Here is a 22259-nt window from a genome sequence, read left to right as displayed (position 1 = left end):
CCGTCGTCTGTCGTCCGTCAGTTGTCAGCCGTCATCCGCGCACCCGCCCGGTCACCTCGCCGAACCCGACCGCGGCACCGTCCGGCCCGGGTGCGGTGGCGGTGATGGCGACCTCGTCGCCGTCCTCGAGGAAGGTCCGGGTCGTCCCGTCCGCGAGCTTCAGCGGCTCCTCGCCGTTCCAGGTCAGCTCGATCAGCGCGCCCCGGGTTTCCGGCTCCGGCCCGCTGACCGTCCCCGAGGCGAACAGGTCGCCGGTGCGCAGCGAGGCGCCGTTGACGGTCATGTGGGTCAGCTGCTGCTGCGCCGTCCAGTACATGGTGGCGAACGGCGGGCGTGAGACGAGGTGCCCGTTCAGCCGGACCTCCATGGCCAGGTCCAGGCCCCACGGTTCGCCGTCCCGGTCGTCCAGGTACGGCAGCGGCTCGACGTCCCGGCGCGGCGGTGCGACCCGGGCGTGCTGCAGCGCGTCCAGCGGGACGATCCACGGCGAGATCGAGGTGGCGAAGGACTTGCCGAGGAACGGGCCGAGCGGCACGTACTCCCAGGCCTGGATGTCGCGCGCCGACCAGTCGTTGAGCAGGCAGACGCCGAACACGTGCTCGCGGAAGTCGTCCAGTGCGACCGGCGTGCCCAGCGCGGACGGCGTGCCGACGACGAAGCCGACCTCGGCTTCGATGTCCAGTCGGCGCGACGGCCCGAAGCTCGGTGCGGCGTCGGCGGGGGCCTTGCGCTGCCCGTGCGGCCGCACCACCGGCGTGCCGGAGACCACGACCGTGCCCGCCCGCCCGTGGTAACCGATCGGCAGATGCTTCCAGTTGGGGGTGAGCGGCTCCGAGCCCGGGCGGAAGATCCGGCCCAGGTTGGTGGCGTGGTGCTCGGAGGCGTAGAAGTCGACGTAGTCGGCGACCTCGAACGGCAGGTGCAGTTCGACGTCGTCCACCGGCAGCAGCGCCGGCGACAGCGCCTCGCGGAAGGATGCGTCCGTGAGCCAGGTGGTGAGGTCCGCCCGTACCCGGGTCCAGGACGAACGGCCCGCTGCCATCAGGGGGTTGAGCGAGTCCGCGTCCAGCAGCACGGACGGTGCGCCGGCCGCGCGGGCGGCCGCCCCGGCGTCCAGCACGAAGTCCCCGACGCGCACGCCGATCCGGCGCCGGCCGGGCTGGTCGGCGGCGGTGAAGACGCCGTACGGCAGGTTGTGCACGCCGAACGGCGAGTCCTGGGCGCTGGCGAGCCAGCTGCGGGGGGTGGTCAACGGTCCTCCTGGTGCAGTGGACTGGGCGGCGACAGCAGGCCGAGCGCGGCCAGGTCGCCCAGGGGTTCGGCGATGCTGCAGGTGCCGAACGCGGTGAACGAGTTGCGGATCACCGTAACCTGACGGTCAGTCAGCGCGTGCACGGCCTTGGCCAGTGCCGCGCCGTCGCGCTCCGCCAGTACTGCCGCGGCGGCCGACCGGTCGGTCTCCTGCGCGGCCAGCAGCACGTTCAGGAAGCCGTGGTACTCGAAGCCGGTTTCCGGGTCGGTGTGCCGGACGGCGTTGTGCAGGCCGGCGGTGCACTTGTACGGCAGTCCGCGCTGCGCGCAGCCGGTGAGGAAGGCGGCCAGCTCCTCCTCGTCCGGGAACGCCTCTGCGACCAGTCCGCCGGTGCGGAACTTGGCCCGGTACGGGCTGTCCACCAGGATGTCCAGGACGGCGTCGAGCCCGTCCCCGCGCAGGAGTTCGCGCGGCAGCTCGATGGCGGCCGGGATGTCCGGCGGCAGCAGCCGGTCGAGTGCGGCGACCGCCTCGGCGGCGTCCCGGGTGGCCAGCTCGACCCCGGCCAGCTCGAACGGTGCGGCGGCGGCGAGCGCCGGGGCGAGCTCGGGGCTGCCCCCCGGCAGCACCAGGCCGACCCTGAGGGGCTTGTCGCCCGCGCCTGCCGAACCGCCCGCGCCTGCCGAACCCTCCGCGCCGCCCCCAGCCCCCGCCGAACCGTCAGCGGCCTCGGCCACGGCCAACTCGCCCAGCCGGCCCGCCCCGCAGAGGAGCGGGCCGACCGCCTCGGCGTACCAGGCCGCGCGGTGGGCGCGGTGCGCGGGCACCGCCTCGCCGACCGGCAGGTTCCCCGGCGGGAACACGGCCGCGTCGTCGAAGAGCCCGCGGAACAGCTCGGGGACCGGGCCCGCACCCCCGGGAGCGAGCCCGCTCATCGCCCGGGCCCCCGACCGGACCAGGTCCAGGCGTAGCCGGGGTCCTCGCCGGCCCGGCCGCCTTCGCCGAGCTCCAGCGGGCGGAAGGTGTCCACCATGACGGCGAGCTCGTCGAAGAACTCCGCGCCGATGCTGCGCTCGTACGCGCCCGGCTGCGGTCCGTGGGTGTGTCCGCCGGGGTGCAGCGAGATCGAGCCCTGGCCGATGCCGGAGCCCTTGCGGGCCGCGTAGTCGCCGCCGCAGTAGAACATGACCTCGTCGCTGTCCACGTTGGCGTGGTAGTAGGGCACCGGGATCGACAGCGGGTGGTAGTCCACCTTGCGCGGGACGAAGTTGCAGATCACGAAGTTGTTGCCCTCGAACACCTGGTGGGCCGGCGGCGGTTGGTGGATCCGGCCGGTGATGGGTTCAAAGTCCCGGATGTTGAAGGCGTACGGGTACAGGCAGCCGTCCCAGCCGACCACGTCGAAGGGGTGGTGCGGCACGGTGTAGCGGGTGCCCGAGATCCCGTTCGGGCCGCGGTGCTTGACCAGCACGTCGACGTCTCCGGCGGCGTCGGCCAGCAGCGGGCCGACCGGCCCGCGGAAGTCCCGTTCGCAGTACGGCGCGTGCTCCAGCAGCTGCCCGTACTTGGACAGGTAGCGCTTGACCGGGGTGATGTGGCTGTTCGCCTCGATGCAGTACGCGCGCAGCGGCTCGTCGCCGGCCGGCACCCAGCGGTGCGTGGTGGCGCGCGGGATGATCACGTAGTCGCCCTGGCCGACCTCGATCGAGCCGAAGACCGTCTCGACCGTGCCGGAGCCGGACTCCACGTACACGCACTCGTCGCCGAGCCCGTTGCGATACAGCTCGCTCGGGGCCCCGGCGGCGACGTACGAGATCCGCACGTCGCCGTTGCCGAGGACCAGCCGGCGGCTGCCCACGACGTCCGCGGCCTTCCACTCCTGGCCCGCGAACAGCTCGTGCAGCTTGAGGTGGCGGGGGAGCAGCGGGTGGTTGGGCACGGTGGACTGGTCCGGCAGCTCCCAGGGCACCGCGTTGACCACCGCCGAGGGGATGCCCCGGTGGTAGAGCAGCGAGGAGTCCGAGGAGAACCCCTCCTCGCCCATCAACTCCTCGTAGTAGAGCCCGCCTTCGGGGGTGCGGTGCTGGGTGTGCCGCTTGGGCGGGATGCTGCCCAGCTGCCGGTAGTACGCCATCTCCGTGGTCCTCCTCGACCGTTCGTCAGAGCTCTCCGAGGCTCACAGGTTGCCGCGGCGGTCCTGCTCGCGCTCGATCGACTCGAAGAGCGCCTTGAAGTTGCCCTTGCCGAAGCCCAGCGAACCGTGCCGCTCGATGAACTCGTAGAAGACGGTCGGGCGGTCGCCGATCGGCTTGGTGAAGATCTGCAGCAGGTAGCCGTCCTCGTCGCGGTCGACCAGGATGCCGCGCTTCTTCAGCTCCTCGATCGGCACGCGGACCTTGCCGATCCGCTCGCGCAGCTCCGGGTCGTCGTAGTAGGCGTCCGGGGTGTTGAGGAACTCCACGCCGCGGGCGCGCAGGATGTCCACGGTGGTGAGGATGTCGTTGGTGGCGAGCGCCATGTGCTGGCAGCCGGGGCCGGTGTAGAACTCGAGGTACTCGTCGATCTGGGACTTCTTCTTGGCAATGGCCGGCTCGTTGAGCGGGAACTTCACCCGGTGGTTGCCGCTGGCGACGACCTTGGACATCAGCGCGGAGTACTCGGTGGCGATGTCGTCGCCGACGAACTCGGCCATGTTCACGAAGCCCATGACGCGGTTGTAGAACGACACCCACTCGTTCATCCGGCCCAGCTCGACGTTGCCGACGGCGTGGTCGAGGGCCTGGAAGAGGCGCTTGGGCGAGCCCTCCGGGTGCTGGACCCGGCTCTCCGCGACGACGTAGCCCGGCAGGTAGGGGCCGTGGTAGCGGGAGCGGTCGATCAGGGTGTGGCGGGTCTCGCCGTAGGTGGCGATGGCCGCGCGGCGTACGGTGCCGTTCTCGTCCGAGACGTCGTTCGGCTCCTCGAGGACGGTGGCGCCGGAGGCACGGGCGTGCTCGATGCACTTGTCGACGTCCGGGACCTCCAGGGCGAGGTCGACCACGCCGTCGCCGTGGCGGCGGTGGTGGTCCAGCAGCGCGCTGTCCGGCCGGACGCCGCCCTTGATCACGAAGCGGCAGGAGCCGGAGCGCAGCACGTACGCCTTGCGGTCGCGGCGGCCGGTCTCCGGTCCGGAGTAGGCGACCAGCTCCATGCCGAACACGACCTGGTAGAACTGGGCCGTCTGGGTGGCGTTGCCGACCACGAAGACGACCGCGTCCTGGGCCGTGACCGGGAACGGGTCGGTGGCCGCGTCGTGCTCGACCAGGCCGACGAGGCGGCGCAGCTGGTCGGCGTCAAGACCGGCCTCGCGCTCCTCGGGGGTCAACTCAAGGGCGTCGGACTGCGTGGTCATCGCTCGTTCCTCCACTTCGGGCCTCGGCTCTGAGGCTCCCGCTGGATCGCGACCGCACCGCGGACGGGTGGGCGGTGCGGTTGCGGAGAGCTTGCTCCTGTCGGGGTGGTTGGGCAACAGGTCGATTTTTCACTGCTCAATGTGTACAAGCTGAACAGGAATTCCCGCGTCGGGCTGCGCAGAATGTGCTGCCGATCGGGCGTGACACACGAAGTCTGCGCAATCACCGTTCGCGGGTTCGCGGGGGTCACTGGTTCACGGGGTCACGGGGTCACGGGTTCTCGGGCGTGGATCCGGACCCGGGCCGGGGGAGGTGGTGCAGGAACCAGTCCCGGGCCAGCTCGGCGACCTGGTCGAGGGTTCCGGGCTCCTCGAACAGGTGGGTCGCGTGCGGCACCACCGCCAGTTCACTCTCGCAGCGCAGCAGGCTTCCGGCCCGTCGGTTGAGGTCGAGCACGGTGGTGTCCAGGGAGCCGACGACGAGCAGCGTCGGGGCGCGCACCCGCCCCAGCGTCTCGGGCCCGGCGAGGTCCGGGCGGCCTCCGCGGGAGACCACGGCGCGCACGGCCGGGCCCAGCTCGGCGGCGGTGTGGAGTGCGGCGGCAGCACCGGTGCTGGCGCCGAACAGGCCGAGCGACAGTCCGCGGGTCTCGGGCACGGTTCCGGTCCCGGGCGAGGCGCCCTGTGCAGTCCCGGTCCCGGGTGCGGCGGCGTCCTCGGCCCCCAGGTGCCGGGCGACGGCGGTCAGCCGGGAGCCGAGCAGCCCCACGTCGAACACGTTGCGCCGGTCCGGCTCCTCGCCCTCGGTGAGCAGGTCGAGCAGCAGTGTGGCCAGCCCGGCGCGGTTCAGGTACTCGGCGACGTACCGGTTGCGCGGGCTGTGCCGGCCGCTGCCGCTGCCGTGCGCGAAGAGCACGACGCCGCGCGCACCGGCCGGCACGGTCAGCCGTCCGGCGAGGCGGACTCCGGCGACGGGCAGGACCAGCTCGCGGTCGACCCCGGCGGCCACCGCGGGGTCGGCCGCGGGCAGACCGTCCCAGGCCTCGGCGAGCAGCCGCAGCACTTCCTCGTCCGGGGTCTGCGAGAAGTCGACGTAGAACTCGCCGATGGCGAAGAACGGCGACGGGGTGTCGACGCAGACCAGCTCGTCGGCGACCTCGTCGAGGCGGTCGGTCCAGTCCCGGGGCGCCACCGGCACGGCCAGCACCACCCGGGCCGCGCCCCGCTCCCGGACGATCCGGCAGGCCGCCCGGGCGGTGGAGCCGGTGGCGATGCCGTCGTCCACCACGACCACGGTGCGGCCGCGCACGTCGGCGGGCGGGCGGTCACCCCGGTAGCGGCGGGCCCGGCGCTCCAGTTCGGCGCGCTCGCGCCGCTCCACCTCGGCCAGTTGGGCACCGGTGACCGACGCGACCCGGATGACGTGCTCGTTCAGCACCCGGACGCCGCCCTCGCCGATCGCGCCCATGCCCACCTCGGGCTGGTAGGGCACACCGAGCTTGCGGATCACGCAGATGTCCAGCGGTGCGCCGAGTGCCGCCGCCACCTCGGCGGCGACCGGCACCCCGCCCCTCGGCAGTGCCACGACCAGGGTGTCGGGGCCGCTCAGGTACCCGAGGCGGGCGGCGAGCCGCCGCCCCGCGTCGGTGCGGTCGGCGAAGGGGGTGAAGTGGGTTCCGGTGACGTGCATGACACGGCCTCCGCTTCCACCGTACGCCGTTCCGGGCGCGGCCGTCCGGCCCGGCCCGGCCCGGGCCTCCCGAGCCGGGGGCGGGACTGGTGCGGGCTCCGGCCGGGACCGGACCGGGACAGGAGCGGGATAGGGCCGGGCGCCGGCTGGGCCCCGCCCGGGATACGGCCGGGATACGGCCGGGATACGGCCGGGATACGGCCGGGCTCGGGCCGGGCTCGGGACGGGACGGCACGCCCGTGCGACCGGGACAACGGGCGGCGCACGGTGGATCACAGAGGCGGACCGGAAGGCCCGCCGCCGACCGGAAGGCCCGCCGCCGACCGGAAGGAGCGCCCGACATGCCGGGCACCGTCATCACCGACCTACGCCGCCGCGGCGCCGTCGACCCCTGCCGCCTCCTCCCCGGCCCTCCGGTCTCCCCTCTCCCGTCCCTGACTGTTCGTCCCCCTCCGAGGAGGCGTCTCATGATCGTCGTACCCGCCGCCGTCCCCCGCACCGCGCCCGCCTTCCGACGGCTGATCGACCCGGAGCAGCGGCCGTTCGTCCGTGCCGGCCTGACCGTCGAGACCCTGCCGCCCGGCGTCCAGGTCGAGCAACTCCCCTACCAATCGGCGGAGTCGGTGACCGTGGTGCTCTCCGGTCGGCTGTCCGCGGCCGGCCGGATCCTCGCCCCCGGGGAGGCGCTGCACCACCGGCCCGGCAGCACCTGCCGACTCGCCGCCGTCCGGGGCGCGCCGACCGCCGTGCTCACCGTCCGCCCCGTCCCGTCCCGCTCCGACATCCCCGCCCAGCGGTCGGGCCCCGAGGCCGTCCGGGCGTGGCGGCAGGTCGACGTGGACACGGTGGACCTCGAACCGGGCGGCCTCTGCGGACCGTACGAGGACCGGGCGGCCGACTCCTTCCTGCTGGTCCTCTCCGGGCCCGGCGCCTTCCTCGGCGAGCTCGGCGAAGTGCCGGTGCTGCCCGGCGACTTGATCTACGTCAGGGCGGGGGAGCGGTACGGCCTGCGGGCCGGGTCGCGCCGGCCGGTCACCGCCGTGCTGGGCCGGATCGGCGCCCCCGGCGCCGTGCGGGGACCGGAACGGGACATCGGGCCGATGCGCTCGGGGCGGGTCCGTCCGCGGAGTTGAGAGCGAGCGATGGGCCCACGGCGGTGACCGGCCCCGGATCGGCTCCCGGCCCGCCCGCGGCGCGGACGACTCGGGAGGCTGTCACGGAAAGTAGCGGCATCGCCGCTGGTAGTGTCGGCCGGGTGGATGAGAAGCTGCCGCTGGCACCCTCGGACCCGGGCGATGCGCCGCCGGTCCGTGTACTGATCGTCGACGATCACCCCCTCTTCCGGGAGGGGCTCAAGGCGGCGCTGGAGAGCGCCCCGGGCGTCCTCGTGGTCGCCGAGGCCGAGGGGGTCGCCGATGTGCCGGAGGCGGTCGCCCGGCACCGTCCGGACGTGGTGATCATGGACCTCTCGCTGCCCGACGGCTCGGGGCTGGAGGCCGTCCGCGGGCTCGCCACCCAGGAGGCGCCGCCGCCGGTGCTGATGCTGACCATGTCGGACGACGACGGCAACCTGCTCGCCGCGCTCCAGGCGGGTGCGCGCGGCTACCTGGTCAAGGGCGCCGGGCGGGAGGAGGTGCTGCACGCGGTGCGGACGGTCGCGGCGGGCGGCGCGGTGTTCGGCGGCGAGGTGGCCGGGCGGATCACCGCCCTGCTGGCCGGCGCGCGGATGCGGGAGGCGGGGCAGCTGTTCCCGGACCTCACCGCCCGGGAGGCCGAGGTGCTGGACCTGGTCGCGCGCGGGCTGGACAACCGGCGGATCGCCCGGGAGTTGGTGGTCGCGGAGAAGACCGTCCGCAACCACATCACGCACATCTTCGAGAAGCTGCACGTCGCCACCCGTGCCGAAGCCGTCGCCCGGGCCCGCGACATGGGCCTCGGCGACGGCTGACGCATCGGTTGAGGCGCCGGTTGAGGCGCCGGCGGGCCGGACGCGCGGCGAGCCGGAGCGCGCAGACGGGCCTCAGGAGAAGGCGGCCCCGGTGTGAGCGCCGCCCGGATGCGAACCGGGGGTGCCGGTCCGCCGACCGGCACCCCCGGAGTCCTTCCGTCCCGCGGCCGTCGCTACGGCTGCATCTCGTACGCGCCCGAGAGCGCCTCGACCCGGGCCCACACCCGCTCGGCCCGCGCCGCGTCCGACACCGGGCGGCGAACGTTCGCCAGCGCCCAGGCGGCCTGCTCCTCGGTGGTGGAGGCCTTGCCGTGCAGCTCGGTGGCGTGCGCGGAGAAGTCGCGGACCAGGGCGTCGAAGATCTGGTCCAGCACGTCGCGGCCCTCGTCGGTGGCGTCCAGGCCGGTCAACTCGGCCTGCTCCAGCACCAGCTGGCCGTAGACGAGCAGCGCGAACAGCTGGCCGATCTCCAGCAGGAAGTCCAGGTCCGCCTGCTGCTCCTTGCTCGGCGCGTGGCTGAGCAGCAACGCGCAGAAGCCGTCGGCCTGTTCGCGGAACCGGGCGACGTTGGGCAGCTGCGCCTGGCGGTCGTAGGCGGTGCGCCAGTCGTGGAAGCGGATCGCGCCGAGGCCGCGGGCCGGGCCCTGGCGGAACAGGAAGGCGTCGTCGGCGGCGTCCAGCCGGCTCGGCACCGGGGCGTAGTCGGCCGGCGCGAACAGGTAGTTGCCCATGAACTTGAGGATCAGCGCCAGGTTGACGTGGACGGTGCCCTCCAGCTTCGGCAGGCCGCGGATGTCCTTCGCCGCCTTGTCGAAGTAGGTGTCCGCCTCGAAGCCCTTGGCCGCGATGACGTCCCACATCAGGTCGATGACCTTCTCGCCCTCGGTGGTGACCTTCATCTTGGTCATCGGGTTGAACAGCAGGTACCGGCGGTCCTCGGGGGAGGCGGTGCGGAAGTAGTCCACGGCTCGCGCGCTGAACAGCTTCATCGCGACCAGGCGGACGTAGGCGTCGGTCAACTCCCGCTTGACGTGCGGGAAGTCGGTGACCCGCTTGCCGTACAGCACCCGGTTCTGCGCATGCGTGACGGCCTCGTACATCGCGTGCTCGCAGATGCCGATGGAGGCGGTGCAGAGGTTGAACTTGCCGACGTTGACGGTGTTCAAGGCGGCGTCGAAGGCGGCCGGGCCGGTGTGCAGCACGTCCTCGGCGCGCACCGGGTAGTCCTCCAGGCGGAACTCGCTGACGTACATCTGGGCGTTCACCACGTTCTTGACCAGGTGGTACGCCTCGTGGCGGCTGTCGGCGGCGAAGAACACGTAGCCCTCGGGGCCCTCGACGTCCGAGCGGCGGCCGAACACCGAGACCAGGCCGGCCACGTTGCCGTTGCCGATGTAGTACTTGGAGCCGGTCGCAGTGAAGCCGCCCTCGCCGTCCGGGGTGAGGATCATGTCGGTGGAGTAGATGTCGGCGCCGTGGCTGCGCTCGGAGAGGCCGAACGCCATGACGTGGCCCTCCGCGAGGAGCTTGGCGGCGCGGGCCCGGACGGCCTCGTTCTCGCTCTGCCAGACCGGGCCGAGGCCCAGGATGGTGACCTGCCAGGTGTACCAGTAGCCGAGGCCGTAGAAGCCGAGGATCTCGTTCAGCTCGGCGATCCGCGCGGTGTCCCAGCGCTTGTCGGGGTCGGCCGCGGAGGGGGTCAGGAACTCCGCGAACAGGCCTTCCTTCGCGGCGAATTCGAGGAAGTCGGCGTACCAGCTGCGGTCGATGTAGGTGTCGATCAGCGCCTTCTTGCCGCGGGACTCGAACCAGTCCACGGTCGCGCGCAGCAGCCGGCGGGTCGGCTCGTCGAACTGCGCGGGGTCGTAGGTGCGCGGGTTGAACAGCATCGAGGACTCCCGGGGGTCGAGGGTTCGGGAAGGAGTTGGGACAGGCATGGCAGGCAGGGAAGAGGACGGGCAGGCGGGTGCGGCCGGTCGACGTGTCAGGACGGCTGGTCGGCGGCGAGCCGGCGCAGGGTGACGAGCACGTCGTCGAGCCAGGCGAGGGTCATCCGCTCGTACTCGATGCCGCCGCGCAGCACCACGTGCTGCAGTTCCTGCCGGGTGTCGAGCGCGGTGAGGTCGGGGAAGTCCCGTTGTTCGCCGTGGAGGTAGCGGGCGAGCAGCGTGGCGTGGCTCTCGCGGTGCCGCTCGACCTCGGAGACCAGCGCGGCCGGATCGTCGAAGGCGGCGGCCCGGATCTTGACCGCCAGTTCGTGCCGGACGGACTCCGGCTCGACCGGTTCCCGCAGCCAGCCGGCCAGTGCGGCCCGTCCGGCCTCGGCCGCCGAGTAGACCTTCTTGTCCGGGCGTCCGCCCTGGGAGACCTCCTCCGCGGCCACCCAGCCGTCCGTCTCCATGCGCCGCAGCACCCGGTAGATCTGCTGGTGGGTGGCGGTCCAGAAGCGGCCGATGGACCGGTCGAAGCGTCTGGCCAGTTCGTAGCCGGAGCCGGGCTGCTCCAGCAGCGAGACGAGGATCGCGTGCTCCAGTGCCATGCCCGGCATCCTGCTATGCAACGAGTTGCATAGGCAATGGTCCGCCGTGGGGGTGAGACACAGGTCACCGGCGTGATCGGATGGTTATCGATCAATCCGGGCAAGTAGGTGCAAAACATGGGAGAAGGGACAGAATGGGTACGGGGCGAAGCGCCTTCACGGGCGAACGCCTCCCAAGGTTCCGGACCACAGGAGGTGGTATCGGTGGCAACCCATATCCCGACGGGCATGGAGCACCATCCGGACATCGTCGAACTACGCGAACACTACGAGCGGGTCACCTCGACCCCCCGCGCCCAGGGCATCGAAGCCCTGGCCGTACTGGCCGGCCTCTTCCTGGCGGCATCGCCATGGATCGTCGGCTTCACCGCGTTCAGCACCCTGACCGTGACCTGCCTGATCGTGGGCCTGGCCTACACGGTGCTGATGGCGGGCTACGGAACGGCCTACGAGCGCACCCACGCGAGGGCCTGGGCGGCCAGCGCACTGGGCGCCTGGACGATCATCTCCCCCTGGGTCGTCTCGGGTTCCGTCGCGCACGGCAAGAACATCGTCACCTGCGTCATCGTGGGTGCCGTGATGTTCCTGCTCGGCCTGGCGGCGATCTCGATGGCCACCATGACGTCGAACGGAGCAGCAATGCGGCGCGGCCGGGCGGGCCGTGCCCGAGCCACCAGGGGCTGATCTTCCCCGCAGCCCGTGTCCGGGGCGCGGAGGGCGCGGACCGCCCGCCGCGCCCCGGCGCACGTCCCAAGGGCCCCGGGGGACACCTGGGACGCGCCGGGCTGACCCGCGTCCCTACGGGTGCGTCATCCGCAGCACGTCCAGCGCCTCGTCCAACTGCGCCTCGGTGAGCTTGCCCTGCTCGACGTAGCCGCGCTCCAGCACGACCTGGCGGATCGTCTTGCGCTCGGCCAGGGACTGCTTGGCGACCTTCGCGGCCTCCTCGTACCCGATGTAGCGGTTCAGCGGGGTCACCACCGAGGGCGACGACTCGGCGTACTCCCGGGCCCGTTCGACGTTGGCGGTGATGCCGTCCACCGTCCGGTCCGCCAGCAGCCGGGCGCTGTTGGCGAGCAGCCGGACCGACTCCAGCACGTTGCGCGCGATCACCGGGAGCATCACGTTCAGCTCGAAGTTGCCGCTCGCGCCGGCCAGCGTCACCGTCGCGTCGTTGCCGACCACCTGGGCGGCGACCATCAGCACCACCTCGGGCAGCACCGGGTTCACCTTGCCCGGCATGATCGACGAACCCGGCTGCAGGTCCGGCAGGTTGATCTCACCGAGGCCGGTGCGCGGACCGGAGCCCATCCACCGCAGATCGTTCGCGATCTTCGTGAACCCGACGGCCACCGTGCGCAGTTGACCGCTCAGCTCGACCAGGGCGTCCCGCGCGCCCTGCGCCTCGAAGTGGTTCCGCGCCTCGGTCAACGGCAGGCCGGTGACCCGGGCCACCTCCGCGATGACCGCCTCGGGGAAGCCGGGCGGGGTGTTGATGCCGGTGCCCACCGCCGTGCCGCCGAGCGGCAGTTCGGCGACCCGGGGGAGCGTGGCCAGCAATCGCTCCCGCCCGTGCCGCACCTGCGCCGCGTAACCGCCGAACTCCTGGCCGAGCGTGACGGGCGTGGCGTCCATCAGGTGCGTCCGGCCCGACTTGACCACCTGCGCGAACTCGGCGGACTTGCGCTCCAACGCCTCCGCCAGGTGCTCCAGCGCCGGGACCAGGTCATGGGTGACGGCGCCGGTGGCGGCGATGTGGATCGAGGACGGGAAGACGTCGTTGGACGACTGGCTGGCGTTGACGTGGTCGTTCGGGTGCACCGCGCGCCCCAGCCGCTCCGCGGCCAGGGTCGCGATCACCTCGTTGGTGTTCATGTTGGACGAGGTGCCGGAGCCCGTCTGGAACACGTCCACCGGGAACTCGTCGTCCCAGCGCCCCTCCGCGACCTCCTCGGCCGCCGACACGATCGCCTCGGCCGTCTCCTCGTCCAGCACCCCGAGACGGGCGTTCACCCGCGCCGCGGCCCCCTTGATCCGGGCCAGCGCGGCGATGTGCGCGCGCTCCAACCGCTGGCCGGACACCGGGAAGTTCTCCACCGCCCGCTGCGTCTGTGCCTGCCACTTCGCGGCGGCAGGCACCCGGACCTCGCCCATCGAGTCGTGTTCGACCCGGAACTCCTGGGGCTTCTCCTGCTCGTCACCCATCGCGCGCTGCACCTCCTGTACGGGCCTGACCGGCCCGGAACGGACCTTCGATCACCACAGCCGCGAGCGGGCCCCGGGTATTTCCGGAGGAGGCGCCGGGCACTCGGTCGGGCGCCCGGGGCCGCCCTCCCCGCGGCGCGCCTACTACGGCATTGCTCCTACCACCCGGGCAGCTCGGCGCGGACCAGTTCGCCCGGGGCGGTGCCGGCCTGGGCGACCAGCGCGCCGCCCGGAGCCCAGACGCCGGAGCCGCCCGAGCTGTCCGGGAACTCGCCGGTGGCCCCGGCGGAGGTCGCGAGCACGCACCACACCCGGTGGGTGGCGGCATGCGCCCGGAAGTGCCCGTCGCGGCGCTCGGCCCGGGCGGGGCCGGGCCCGTACAGGGTGGAGGCGACGTACGCGTCGATGCCGAGCGCGGCGGTCTCCTCGGCGTGCGTCGGATCGGCGGCGTCCGCGCAGATCGCCAGGCCCAGCCGCAGGCCGTCCAGCTCCAGGACGACGGGCTTCTCGCCGGGGGTGAACCGGTCCCACTCGGCGCCGTCCAGGCGCATCTTCCGGTAGGCCACGGCGGCACCCTCGCCGGTGACCGTCAGGGTGGCGATCGACTCGCGCCCATCGCCCTCCCGGACCGGCGCGCCGACCAGCGCGGCAGGGCCTCCGGTCGGGTGGGGGTGATGATCACGATCAACCTATGCGGCTGTCGAGAATCCCGGCAATGGTCCAGCTCACGGCGGTGGCAGGGCGGCGGCGGTGGGGGCGGGTCGATCGGGTGTGCCCGGCCTTGGACGGCGGCCGACCAGTGGCGACACCACCAGGTCTGACCCCTGACCCCATGTCGAGGGCTTCCCGGGGGCGATCGGCTCACACTCACTCGAAAGAGTGAGACATCGGGTGCACCGCCTCAAACCGGCGTACAGCCCTTCGTACGCTCCTCTCCGAGCCGGGTGCACACCGGCCGCACCCGCAGGGCCGCAGGTCGGCCCGGGGGACCAACGCGAGGGGGCGGACGAATGACCACGGGACGCGGCACGACCGGCAGGACGGACAGAACGGACGGCGCGGACGGGGCAGATCAGGCAGATCAGGCAGGCAGAGCGGGCGGGGCTCCGCGCCCGGGCGGCGGGCTCACCCGGCGGCAGCTGCTCGGGGCGTCGGCCGCGCTCGGCGGCGCGGCCTGGGTGCTGCGCGGCACCGTCGGCCCGGACAGCGCCGAGGCCGCCGCGCCCGCGCCGCCGGCCCTGCCCGCCGGCACCGAGCTCTACCAGCGGGTCTTCCAGAACTGGTCCGGCGAGATCCGCACCGACCAGCTGTGGACCTGCGCGCCCCGCACCCCCGAGGAGGTCCCGGCCCTCGCCGACTGGGCGCACGCCAACGGCTGGCGCCTGCGCGCCTCCGGCTACCGGCACACCTGGGCGCCGCTCACCGTCGCCGACCGGACCCCGGAAAGCGCCCGCGTCCTGCTCGTGGACACCAGCCGCCACCTCACCGCCGTCGCGGCCGACGCGCCCGACACCGTCCGGGTGCAGACCGGGGCCACCATGGAGGCCCTGCTCGCGCACCTGGCCGACCGGGGCCTCGGCCTGACCGCCTGCCCGGCTCCAGGGGAGCTCACCGTCGGCGGCGTGCTCGCCATCGGCGGCCACGGCACCGCCGTCCCCGCCGCCGGGGAGGTGCGGCCGGACGGGCTGGGCTACGGCTCGGTCAGCAACCAGGTCGTCCGGCTCACCGCCGTCGTCCTCGACCCCGCCACCGGCCGGTACGCGCTGCGCACCTTCGACCGCGCCGAGGCCGACAGCGCCGCGTTCCTGGTGCACCTGGGCCGTGCCTTCGTCACCGAGGTGGTCCTCCGGGCGGGCGCGGAGCGGCCGCTGCGCTGCGTCAGCCGGCTCGACATCCCGGCGAGCGAGCTCTTCGCCCGCCCCGGCTCAGCGGCAGGGGCAGGACCGGACGGAGGATTGCTCGGGGGACTGCTGGGCGGCGGTGGCGGTCCGCGCACCCTCGCCGAGTTCGTGGAGCGGGACGGCCGGGCCGAGGCGATCTGGTTCGCCTACACCGACCACCCCTGGCTCAAGACCTGGACCGTCGCCCCGACCAAGCCGCTCGCCTCCATCGCCGTCGACCACCCCTACAACTACCCGTTCTCGGACAGCATTCCGGAACCGGTCGCCCGGCTCGCCGGCCAAATCGTCGCCGGCGCCTGGGGATCGGCCCCGCTCTTCGGGCAACTCCAGTACCTGGTCGCGAAGGTGGCGCTCACCGGTGACCTCACGGACGTCCTGCTCTCCGGCGGTCTGCTCCGTGGACTGCTCAGCGGCGACGTGCTCACCCACCTGCTCGCGGGCGGCCTGCGCTCCGACCTCTGGGGCCCGTCGCGCACCCTGCTCCAGTACGTCCGTCCCACCACCCTGCGGGTCACCGCCAACGGCTACGCGATCCTCGCCCGGCGCGCCGACCTGCAGTGGGTGGTCAGCGAATTCGCCGCGTACTACCAGGAGTTGCTCGCCGCCTACCAGGCCCGGGGAGAGTTCCCGGTGAACGGCGCGGTGGAGATCCGGGCCACCGGCCTGGACGACCCGGCCCACTCCGGCGTCCCCGGCGCCAGGCCCCCGTTGCTGTCCGCGCTGCGCCCGCGTGCCGACCGCCCGGAGTGGGACACGGCGGTCTGGTTCGACGTCCTCTCCTTCCCCGGCACCCCCGGACTGGAGCGCTTCGCCCGGGACTTGGAGCAATGGCTGCTGCGCACCTTCGACGGCACCCGGGCGGGCCTGCGCGTCGAGTGGTCCAAGGGCTGGGCCTACACCGCCGACGCGGCCTGGGCCGACCCGGACCTGCTCGGCCGGGTCATCCCCGAGAGCCTGCGGGCCGGCGGCGGGCCCGGCTGGGACGAGGCGGTCGCCGTCCTGGACCGGTACGACCCGCACCGGGTGTTCGGAAACGCCTTCCTGGACGGCCTGTTGAGGTGAGCCTCGCCCGGTCGGCCGCAGGTCAGATGTGCTCCATCACGATCACCGCGAGGGTGTCCGGGGCCAGGGCGCGGAACACGTGCGGGGCATCGCCCGGGTAGCTCACGTAGTCGCCCGGGCCCAACTCGACCGGGGCATCCGTCGGTCCGGCCAGCGCCCGCCCGGAGCCGATCATCACGTGCTCGACGGTGCCGGGCATGTGCGGGTCGGAGGCCCTGGTCTCACCGGGCTGCGCCTCGATCCGGTAGATGTCACGCCTGGCGTTGGGCGGGCAGGAGGAGAGCACGGTGGCGGCGTAGTCGGCGCGCTCGGAGTGGGTCACCGGGCCCTCCCCGGCCCGGATCACCTTGACCACCGGGCGGGGCGGGTCGACCAGCCGGCTGAACGGTACGTTCAGCGCCACCCCGAGCGCCCACAGCGTCTCCACGCTCGGGTTGCCCGCGCCCGACTCCAGCTGGGAGAGCGTGGACTTGGCGATACCGGCGCGCCGGGCCAGCTCGGCCATCGACAGTCCGCTGCGCTCGCGTTCGCGCCGGATGGAGGCGGCGATCTGGCCGATCAGCTCGGTGCCGGAGCCGCCCGGGGTGCCGGGGGCGCCGGCGGCGCTTGGGCTGCTGATGGCGCTGGGGGTGGTGGCCGGGGTGGTCTGGTCACTCATGCTCGCCACTCACGCTTTCCTCTGGCTCCTTCTCCGGCCGCCGGCCCTCGGCGCGGCCGGTGCCCGTTCATGCTGCCACGGCCACCCGGGTCCGGGAGGGGCGGCCGGGAGATGGCCGTTCGGTCTGCCGGTCTCCTCGTTCGCCTTGACGAACCCGGCTGGACGGGTTCACTCTGATGAACATGCGTTCGCTACTCCGAACACTGGAGCATGCCACCCTCCGCGACATCGCTCTGGTCTGCCTGGCCGACGCCCTCGTCGGCGCCTCCTTCGGCGCAATCAGCGCCTCCGGCGGTCTGCCCCTCTGGGTGCCGATCGCACTCTCCGTCCTCGTCTTCGGCGGCGGCTCCCAGTTCGCGGCAATCGGCGTGGTGCTGTCCGGCGGCGGGGCGCTCGCGGCCGTCGCCACCGGACTGGTGCTCAACGCCCGGCTGCTGCCCTTCGGCTTCACCGTGGCCGACGTCCTCGGCGGCCCGTGGTGGCGGCGGCTGCTCGGCGCTCAGCTGATCACCGACGAGACCGCCGCCTTCGCCCTCCAGCAGGGCGAGCCGCGTCGGCGCAGGGCCGCGTTCTGGGTCTGCGGGATCGCGCTGTACGTGGTGTGGAACGTCTCGGTGCTGCTCGGGGCCCTCGCGGGCGGGCTGATCGGCGACACGGGCGCGCTGGGCCTGGACGCCGCCTTCCCCGCGGTGCTGCTCGCCCTCGTGCTGCCCTCGCTCACGGACCGGCGCACCCGTACGGCGGCGGTGGCGGGCGCGGTGGTGGCCGTCGCGGTCGCGCCGTTCGTGCCGGCCGGGCTGCCGGTGCTCTTCTCCCTCGTCGGCCTGCTGTTCGCCGGTCGCCCGGCGGCGGCAGCGGAGCCGCCTGTGAAGTCAGCGAAGCCTGCGAAGTCAGTGACGTCGGTGAAGAAGGAGCCGGTCCGATGATGCCGTTGTACGCCGTGCTACTGCTGGCGGTCGGGACGTACGCCTTCCGGATCGCCGGGCCGCTGCTCAGCGGCCGCCTCACCCTCTCGGACCGACTGCGGCACCTGCTCGCGGTCGCGGCGGCGGTGCTGCTGGTCGCCCTGGTGGCGACCGGCGCGCTGACCCAGGGGCACGGCTTCGCGGGCTGGGCCCGCCCGGCGGGCGTGCTGGTCGCGGGGGTGCTGGCGCTGCGCCGGGCGCCGTTCCCCCTGGTGATCGTCGCGGGCGCCGCGACGACGGCGGTGCTCCGGTTGTGCGGGGTGGGGTGAGCGCCCTCCGCCACCCCCGCCCGCCCCTGCCCCCCAGCGCCGTCCACGGCCACCAAGCCGGCCATGTAGCTTTCCTCACTCACTCGTGCCCGCCCGCCGCCCAGCCGCGTGCGGGATACTCGCCGGTGCTCCGCCAATCCGCCGACTGCCCTGGTTTCCCTGGCTCCCCTCACTTTCCTGCCTCCCCCGACTCCGCCGAGACTGCAAGGAGCTTCGATGACGAAGCCGACCCGGATCGACCCGTCCGACCTGCTCGCCGTCGGCGACCTCCTCTCCGACGAGGAGCGGCTGATCCGCGACACCGTCCGCCGGTTCACCGAGGAGCGGATCCGTCCGCACATCGGCGACTGGTTCGAGCGCGGGGTCTTCCCGGCCCGCGAGCTCGCCCCGGAACTCGGTGCCCTCGGCGTACTCGGCATGCACCTCGACGGCTACGGCTGCGCGGGCGCCGACGCGGTGGCGTACGGGGTGGCCTGCATGGAGCTGGAGGCGGCGGACTCCGGGCTGCGCAGTTTCGTCTCCGTCCAGGGATCGCTCGCCATGCGGTCGATCCACGCCTTCGGCTCGGAGGAGCAGAAGCAGCGCTGGCTGCCCGGCATGGCCGCCGGCGAGCTGATCGGCTGCTTCGGCCTCACCGAGCCGGACTTCGGCTCGGATCCGGCCAACATGCGCACCCGGGCGGTCCGGAAGGGCGGCGCGGGCGGGGACTGGGTGCTGTCCGGCAGCAAGATGTGGATCACCAACGGCAGCATCGCCGACGTCGCGGTCGTCTGGGCGCAGACCGAGGAGGGCGTGCGCGGTTTCCTGGTCGAGCGCGGCACCCGCGGCCTGACCGCCACCGACGTGCACGGCAAGCTCTCACTCCGGGCCTCCGTCACCAGTGAACTGGCCTTCGACGACGTGGTCCTGCCCGCCGACGCCGTCCTGCCCGGGGTGGTCGGTCTGCGCGGGCCGCTCTCCTCCCTCAACGAGGCCCGCTACGGCATCCTCTGGGGCACCGTCGGCGCCGCTCGCGACTGCTACACCGCGGCCCTGGACTACGCCAAGAGCCGGATCCAGTTCGACCGTCCGATCGCGGGCTTCCAGCTGACCCAGCAGAAGCTGGTCGAGATGATGCTGGAGGTCGAGAAGGCCTACCTGGTGGCGCTGCGGATCGGCCGTCTCAAGGAGGAGGGCGCGGCCCGCGCGCCCCACGTGAGCTTCGGCAAGCTCAACAACGTCCGCACCGCGCTGGAGATCGCCCGCAGCGCCCGGACCGTCCTCGGCGCCAACGGCATCACCACGGAGTACCCGGTGCTGCGGCACGCCAACAACCTGGAGTCGGTGCTCACCTACGAGGGCACCAGCGAGATCCACACCCTGGTCCTCGGCGAGGCCATCACCGGCGAGTCGGCGTACCGCTGACGGGCCGTCCAGCCCGGATGAGCAGCGGAAACCCGGTAGCCGGGCCGGCCGCGGCCCGGCTACCGTCGTCGCTCATGAACAGCACGCCCGCCCCGGCGCCCCCGACGACCACCCTCTGGCGCCCCACCGGCCCCCAGGAGCTGGCCCTGGTCGAGGCCGCCGACTGGCGTGCCTGGCCGCCCCGCCTGCCCGATCAGCCGATCTTCTACCCGGTGCTGAACGAGGACTACGCGGTCCGGATCGCCCGGGACTGGAACGTGCCCGCCTCCGGCGTCGGCTACGTCACCCGCTTCACGGTCGAGACCGACTTCCTCGCCCGCTACCCCGTGCGGCAGGCCGGCGGCCGGACGATCCTAGAACTCTGGGTGCCTGCAGAGGAGTTGGACGAGTTCAACCGGCACATCGTCGGCCGCATCGAGGTCGTCCACGAGTTCCGGCCCCAGCCGTGACGCGTCCGGCCGCGGGGCCGCGTACGGTGCCCCCGGCCGGCCGCGTCCTGCTCACCTCCGCCCAGCGGACCAGCACCACCCTGCTGCTCGCCGAGGCCGCCACCCGACGCGGCCTCACCACCGCCGTCCTCGACGGGCCGGACACGGTCGAGCTCCTCGCCGGGCGGCCCGTCCACTGGTACGGCGGCCCGCTCGCAGCCGCCCGGATCGCCGACCCGTACGACCCGGCCGAGCACTGGGCCGTGGTCGAGGCCAACCTGCCGTGGTTCGCGCACTGCTACGCCGCGGACCCGCAACGCGTCCTGGACGTGGTGCTGCGCGCCGCCGGCCCGGCCGCCGAACTGGCGGAGGCCGACCGCCGGTTCGTCCGGACGGCGGTCTGACGGCCCGAGCGGTGTTCGCCCGACGGCCGCCCGACGGCTGCTCGATTCGCGCGGAGATGTGCCGGCCACCCGCGGATGCCCGTCCGACACCCATCGGACACCCGCCGTTCGACGGCGCGACGCCGACCGGTACGGCGGCCGGTGCAGCATGGCGCGGTCGGCCGCGCCCCCCCCGGCGGATGCGGGCCGATCGTGCGCACCACCGAAAGGAACTCCCCATGTCCGCTGCCCAGCGGCCCCGCCCCCGCGTGCTCGTCGTCGGGATCGACGGCGTCCGCCACGACTACCTGGCGCAGGTGCCGATGCCGCGCCTCCAGGAAGTCGCCGAGGCCGGGTTCCTGGTGCCGGTCACCGTGGCGGACGGCACGCCCACCATGTCCGGACCATGCTGGGCCACCATCGTCACCGGGGTCGAGCCCGCCAAGCACGGGGTCTGGGGCAACCACCTGGGCGGCAACCGGCTCGACGTGTTCCCCGACTTCGCCACCCGCCTCAACCGCGGCGACCGCCGCCGCACCTTCGTCGCGGCCGGCTGGGATCCGCTGATGATCAACGAGTCCGGCGGCCCGCTCTTCCGCGCCCCCGGCCGGCTCTGCTACGTCGCCCCGGCCGAGGACACCCCCGAGGCCTGGGAGGCCGTGGACGAGGAGGTCACCCGCGAGGCCGTCCACGTCCTCGCCACCGCCGACCCGGAGGCCTCCTTCGTCTACCTCGGCGCCGTCGACGAGACCGCCCACTTCCTCGGCTGCGGCGACGAGTACCGCGCCGCCATGCGCACCGCCGACGAGCGCCTGGGCCGCCTCCTGGACGCTGTCCGCGGCCGGGACACGTACGCCGAGGAGCAGTGGACCGTCATCGTCGTCACCGACCACGGCCACGTCGACGCCGGCGGCCACGGCGGCCGCACGGTGGAGGAGCGGACCGCCTGGGTCGCCTGCGCCGGGCACGACATCCCGGCCGGTCCGCCCACCGGCGAGATCCGCCACCCGGACGTCGCCGCCCAGGCGTACGCCTCCCTGCTGCGCCCGATCGACCCGCACTGGACCCTCGACGGCCGCCCCTTCCCGGTCTCCCGCGTCGGCGGCGGTGCCCGCCCGGTGCCCGCGACGGTCTGACGACGGTCCGGCCCGGCTGACCGGCCCGACTGACCGGCCCGACTGACCGGCCCGATGGGTCGCTCCGATGGGCGGGTCCGATGGGCTGCTCCGATCGGCCGTGGCGGGTGTCCGCGACAGGGCCGCCCGATGCCCCCGAGTGCAGCACCTCGGGCTGCGGCGGAGCCGCGCTTGAGCGAGGCTCGACCGGGGCTCGCGCCGCGCTCGAGCCGGACGTGCCAACCTGGGCGCCGGACCGGCACGCACCCCGGGCCACCGGGTCTCCTGGCCCCGGGTCTCCGGCACTCAGGGCCTCTGCCGAAGGACGTACGCCGGAAGGTGGAGGCTGTACCCCGCGAGTCGGAGACCGGATCGCGACTTGGTGGTGACGCTTCGCCGGCCCGCTGCGGGCCACGATGGTTACCCCGGACGGCGGCCCCCGTCGCCCGGGCAGGCAGCGCACCTGAGCCACGCTTGTCGGCCAGGCAAACCGGCCATATACACCGGCCATATACACCGGCCACGGACACGGAGAGGGCAGTCGGGCATGAAGAGCATCGTGAGCAAGGTCGCGCTGGGAGTCGCGGGTACCGGCATGGCCGTCGCCGTGGCGGTCGTGGCGATCGGCCCGCGCGCGTCCGACTGGTACGCCGAGCGCCACCAGGAGCAGGCCGCGTACGACACCGGCACCCAGGCGAAGGCCGACCGCCGCTCGATGCCCGCCTGGCTCCCCGACAACGCCTCCGGCGTGAAGTACCTGATGTCCACCACGGGCGACGACCGCCTGCTGCGCGCCACCCTCCCGGAGGGGCGGCTGCCCGCCGGCTGCACCACCGGGCTGCCGGGCAAGTCGGCGCACCCGGTGCCGGAGTCGCTCAAGGCCGGCTGGTTCCCGGACAACGTCGTGACCAAGGTCAGCGGCACCTGCGGGCACTACAACGTGGCGCTGACCGGCAACCAGCTCTACGCGTGGCAGGACGGGGCGGCGGTGCAGGCGGCGCTTCGCGCCGAGCAGGTCGCCAAGCGCTGAGCCGGGCCGGGGGCGCGCC

Annotated in this window: 21 protein-coding genes; 11 read left to right on the top strand and 10 right to left on the bottom strand. The window is 73.4% G+C overall.

What is annotated here, in order from left to right:
• Positions 1–31: 31 nt before the first annotated feature.
• The 5 genes from fahA to AC0B61_RS01545 all read right to left on the bottom strand — a co-directional run bounded on the left by fahA (position 32) and on the right by AC0B61_RS01545 (position 6333).
• The gene (gene fahA / locus AC0B61_RS01565) at positions 32–1252 is read right to left on the bottom strand and encodes a fumarylacetoacetase (protein WP_471738563.1); all 1221 of its coding nucleotides are present in this window, start codon (positions 1250–1252) and stop codon (positions 32–34) included.
• On the bottom strand, positions 1249–2187 hold the full coding sequence (locus AC0B61_RS01560) for a hypothetical protein (protein ID WP_471738562.1): 939 nt from the start codon (positions 2185–2187) through the stop codon (positions 1249–1251). Before AC0B61_RS01560 ends, fahA begins: the two co-directional genes overlap by 4 nt.
• On the bottom strand, positions 2184–3386 hold the full coding sequence (locus AC0B61_RS01555; protein WP_471738561.1) for a cupin domain-containing protein: 1203 nt from the start codon (positions 3384–3386) through the stop codon (positions 2184–2186). Before AC0B61_RS01555 ends, AC0B61_RS01560 begins: the two co-directional genes overlap by 4 nt.
• A gap of 42 nt (positions 3387–3428) precedes the next feature.
• Positions 3429–4643, bottom strand: coding sequence for a 4-hydroxyphenylpyruvate dioxygenase (hppD, locus tag AC0B61_RS01550; protein ID WP_471738560.1), 1215 nt, complete (start codon positions 4641–4643; stop codon positions 3429–3431).
• A gap of 271 nt (positions 4644–4914) precedes the next feature.
• On the bottom strand, positions 4915–6333 hold the full coding sequence (locus tag AC0B61_RS01545) for a phosphoribosyltransferase family protein (protein ID WP_471738559.1): 1419 nt from the start codon (positions 6331–6333) through the stop codon (positions 4915–4917).
• A 467-nt stretch (positions 6334–6800) separates the two neighbouring features.
• Between AC0B61_RS01545 and AC0B61_RS01540 the strand changes: the two genes are divergently transcribed.
• Positions 6801–7466: a hypothetical protein gene (locus AC0B61_RS01540; protein ID WP_471738558.1), complete on the top strand. Its 666-nt coding sequence runs from the start codon at positions 6801–6803 to the stop codon at positions 7464–7466.
• Between the two features lie 122 nt (positions 7467–7588).
• The gene (locus tag AC0B61_RS01535) at positions 7589–8281 is read left to right on the top strand and encodes a response regulator (RefSeq protein ID WP_471738557.1); all 693 of its coding nucleotides are present in this window, start codon (positions 7589–7591) and stop codon (positions 8279–8281) included.
• 173 nt (positions 8282–8454) lie between these two features.
• Here the strand turns inward: AC0B61_RS01535 and AC0B61_RS01530 are convergent, their stop codons facing one another.
• Complete coding sequence (locus tag AC0B61_RS01530) at positions 8455–10170, bottom strand: acyl-CoA dehydrogenase family protein (RefSeq protein WP_471738556.1); 1716 nt, start codon at positions 10168–10170, stop codon at positions 8455–8457.
• Between the two features lie 95 nt (positions 10171–10265).
• Positions 10266–10820, bottom strand: coding sequence for a PadR family transcriptional regulator (locus AC0B61_RS01525; RefSeq protein ID WP_471738555.1), 555 nt, complete (start codon positions 10818–10820; stop codon positions 10266–10268).
• A gap of 228 nt (positions 10821–11048) precedes the next feature.
• Between AC0B61_RS01525 and AC0B61_RS01520 the strand changes: the two genes are divergently transcribed.
• The gene (locus AC0B61_RS01520; protein ID WP_471738554.1) at positions 11049–11504 is read left to right on the top strand and encodes an SPW repeat protein; all 456 of its coding nucleotides are present in this window, start codon (positions 11049–11051) and stop codon (positions 11502–11504) included.
• Positions 11505–11618: 114 nt separating this feature from the next.
• Here AC0B61_RS01520 and AC0B61_RS01515 read toward each other — a convergent pair whose 3' ends face one another.
• Both AC0B61_RS01515 and AC0B61_RS01510 read right to left on the bottom strand, forming a co-directional pair.
• Positions 11619–13025, bottom strand: coding sequence for a class II fumarate hydratase (locus tag AC0B61_RS01515; protein WP_471738553.1), 1407 nt, complete (start codon positions 13023–13025; stop codon positions 11619–11621).
• A gap of 158 nt (positions 13026–13183) precedes the next feature.
• Positions 13184–13591, bottom strand: a complete 408-nt coding sequence (locus AC0B61_RS01510) for a carbon-nitrogen hydrolase family protein (RefSeq protein WP_471738552.1) — start codon at positions 13589–13591, stop codon at positions 13184–13186.
• A 444-nt stretch (positions 13592–14035) separates the two neighbouring features.
• On the opposite strand from AC0B61_RS01510, the gene AC0B61_RS01505 reads away from it, so the two are divergent.
• Entirely contained in the window at positions 14036–15988 is a 1953-nt protein-coding gene (locus tag AC0B61_RS01505) for a cholesterol oxidase substrate-binding domain-containing protein (protein ID WP_471738551.1), read from the top strand.
• Between the two features lie 22 nt (positions 15989–16010).
• Here AC0B61_RS01505 and AC0B61_RS01500 read toward each other — a convergent pair whose 3' ends face one another.
• The gene (locus AC0B61_RS01500) at positions 16011–16646 is read right to left on the bottom strand and encodes a helix-turn-helix domain-containing protein (protein WP_471738550.1); all 636 of its coding nucleotides are present in this window, start codon (positions 16644–16646) and stop codon (positions 16011–16013) included.
• Positions 16647–16828: 182 nt separating this feature from the next.
• Between AC0B61_RS01500 and AC0B61_RS01495 the strand changes: the two genes are divergently transcribed.
• The 7 genes from AC0B61_RS01495 to AC0B61_RS01465 all read left to right on the top strand — a co-directional run bounded on the left by AC0B61_RS01495 (position 16829) and on the right by AC0B61_RS01465 (position 22240).
• Complete coding sequence (locus tag AC0B61_RS01495; RefSeq protein ID WP_471738549.1) at positions 16829–17572, top strand: AzlC family ABC transporter permease; 744 nt, start codon at positions 16829–16831, stop codon at positions 17570–17572.
• Positions 17572–17880, top strand: coding sequence for an AzlD domain-containing protein (locus AC0B61_RS01490; RefSeq protein WP_471738832.1), 309 nt, complete (start codon positions 17572–17574; stop codon positions 17878–17880). The genes AC0B61_RS01495 and AC0B61_RS01490 overlap by 1 nt, the downstream gene beginning before the upstream one ends.
• 216 nt (positions 17881–18096) lie before the next feature.
• Positions 18097–19284 (top strand): acyl-CoA dehydrogenase family protein, encoded by a 1188-nt coding sequence (locus AC0B61_RS01485; protein ID WP_471738548.1) that lies wholly within the window; start codon positions 18097–18099, stop codon positions 19282–19284.
• A 74-nt stretch (positions 19285–19358) separates the two neighbouring features.
• The gene (locus AC0B61_RS01480; protein ID WP_471738547.1) at positions 19359–19733 is read left to right on the top strand and encodes a hypothetical protein; all 375 of its coding nucleotides are present in this window, start codon (positions 19359–19361) and stop codon (positions 19731–19733) included.
• Entirely contained in the window at positions 19730–20116 is a 387-nt protein-coding gene (locus tag AC0B61_RS01475) for a hypothetical protein (RefSeq protein ID WP_471738546.1), read from the top strand. Before AC0B61_RS01480 ends, AC0B61_RS01475 begins: the two co-directional genes overlap by 4 nt.
• A gap of 218 nt (positions 20117–20334) precedes the next feature.
• Positions 20335–21231, top strand: coding sequence for an alkaline phosphatase family protein (locus AC0B61_RS01470; RefSeq protein ID WP_471738545.1), 897 nt, complete (start codon positions 20335–20337; stop codon positions 21229–21231).
• A 526-nt stretch (positions 21232–21757) separates the two neighbouring features.
• On the top strand, positions 21758–22240 hold the full coding sequence (locus tag AC0B61_RS01465) for a hypothetical protein (protein ID WP_471738544.1): 483 nt from the start codon (positions 21758–21760) through the stop codon (positions 22238–22240).
• Positions 22241–22259: the final 19 nt, after the last annotated feature.

Source organism: Kitasatospora sp. NPDC023385, from assembly GCF_055664045.1.
The sequence above is the reverse complement of the archived record's forward strand: the minus strand, read 5'-3'. Positions and strand labels throughout refer to the sequence as shown.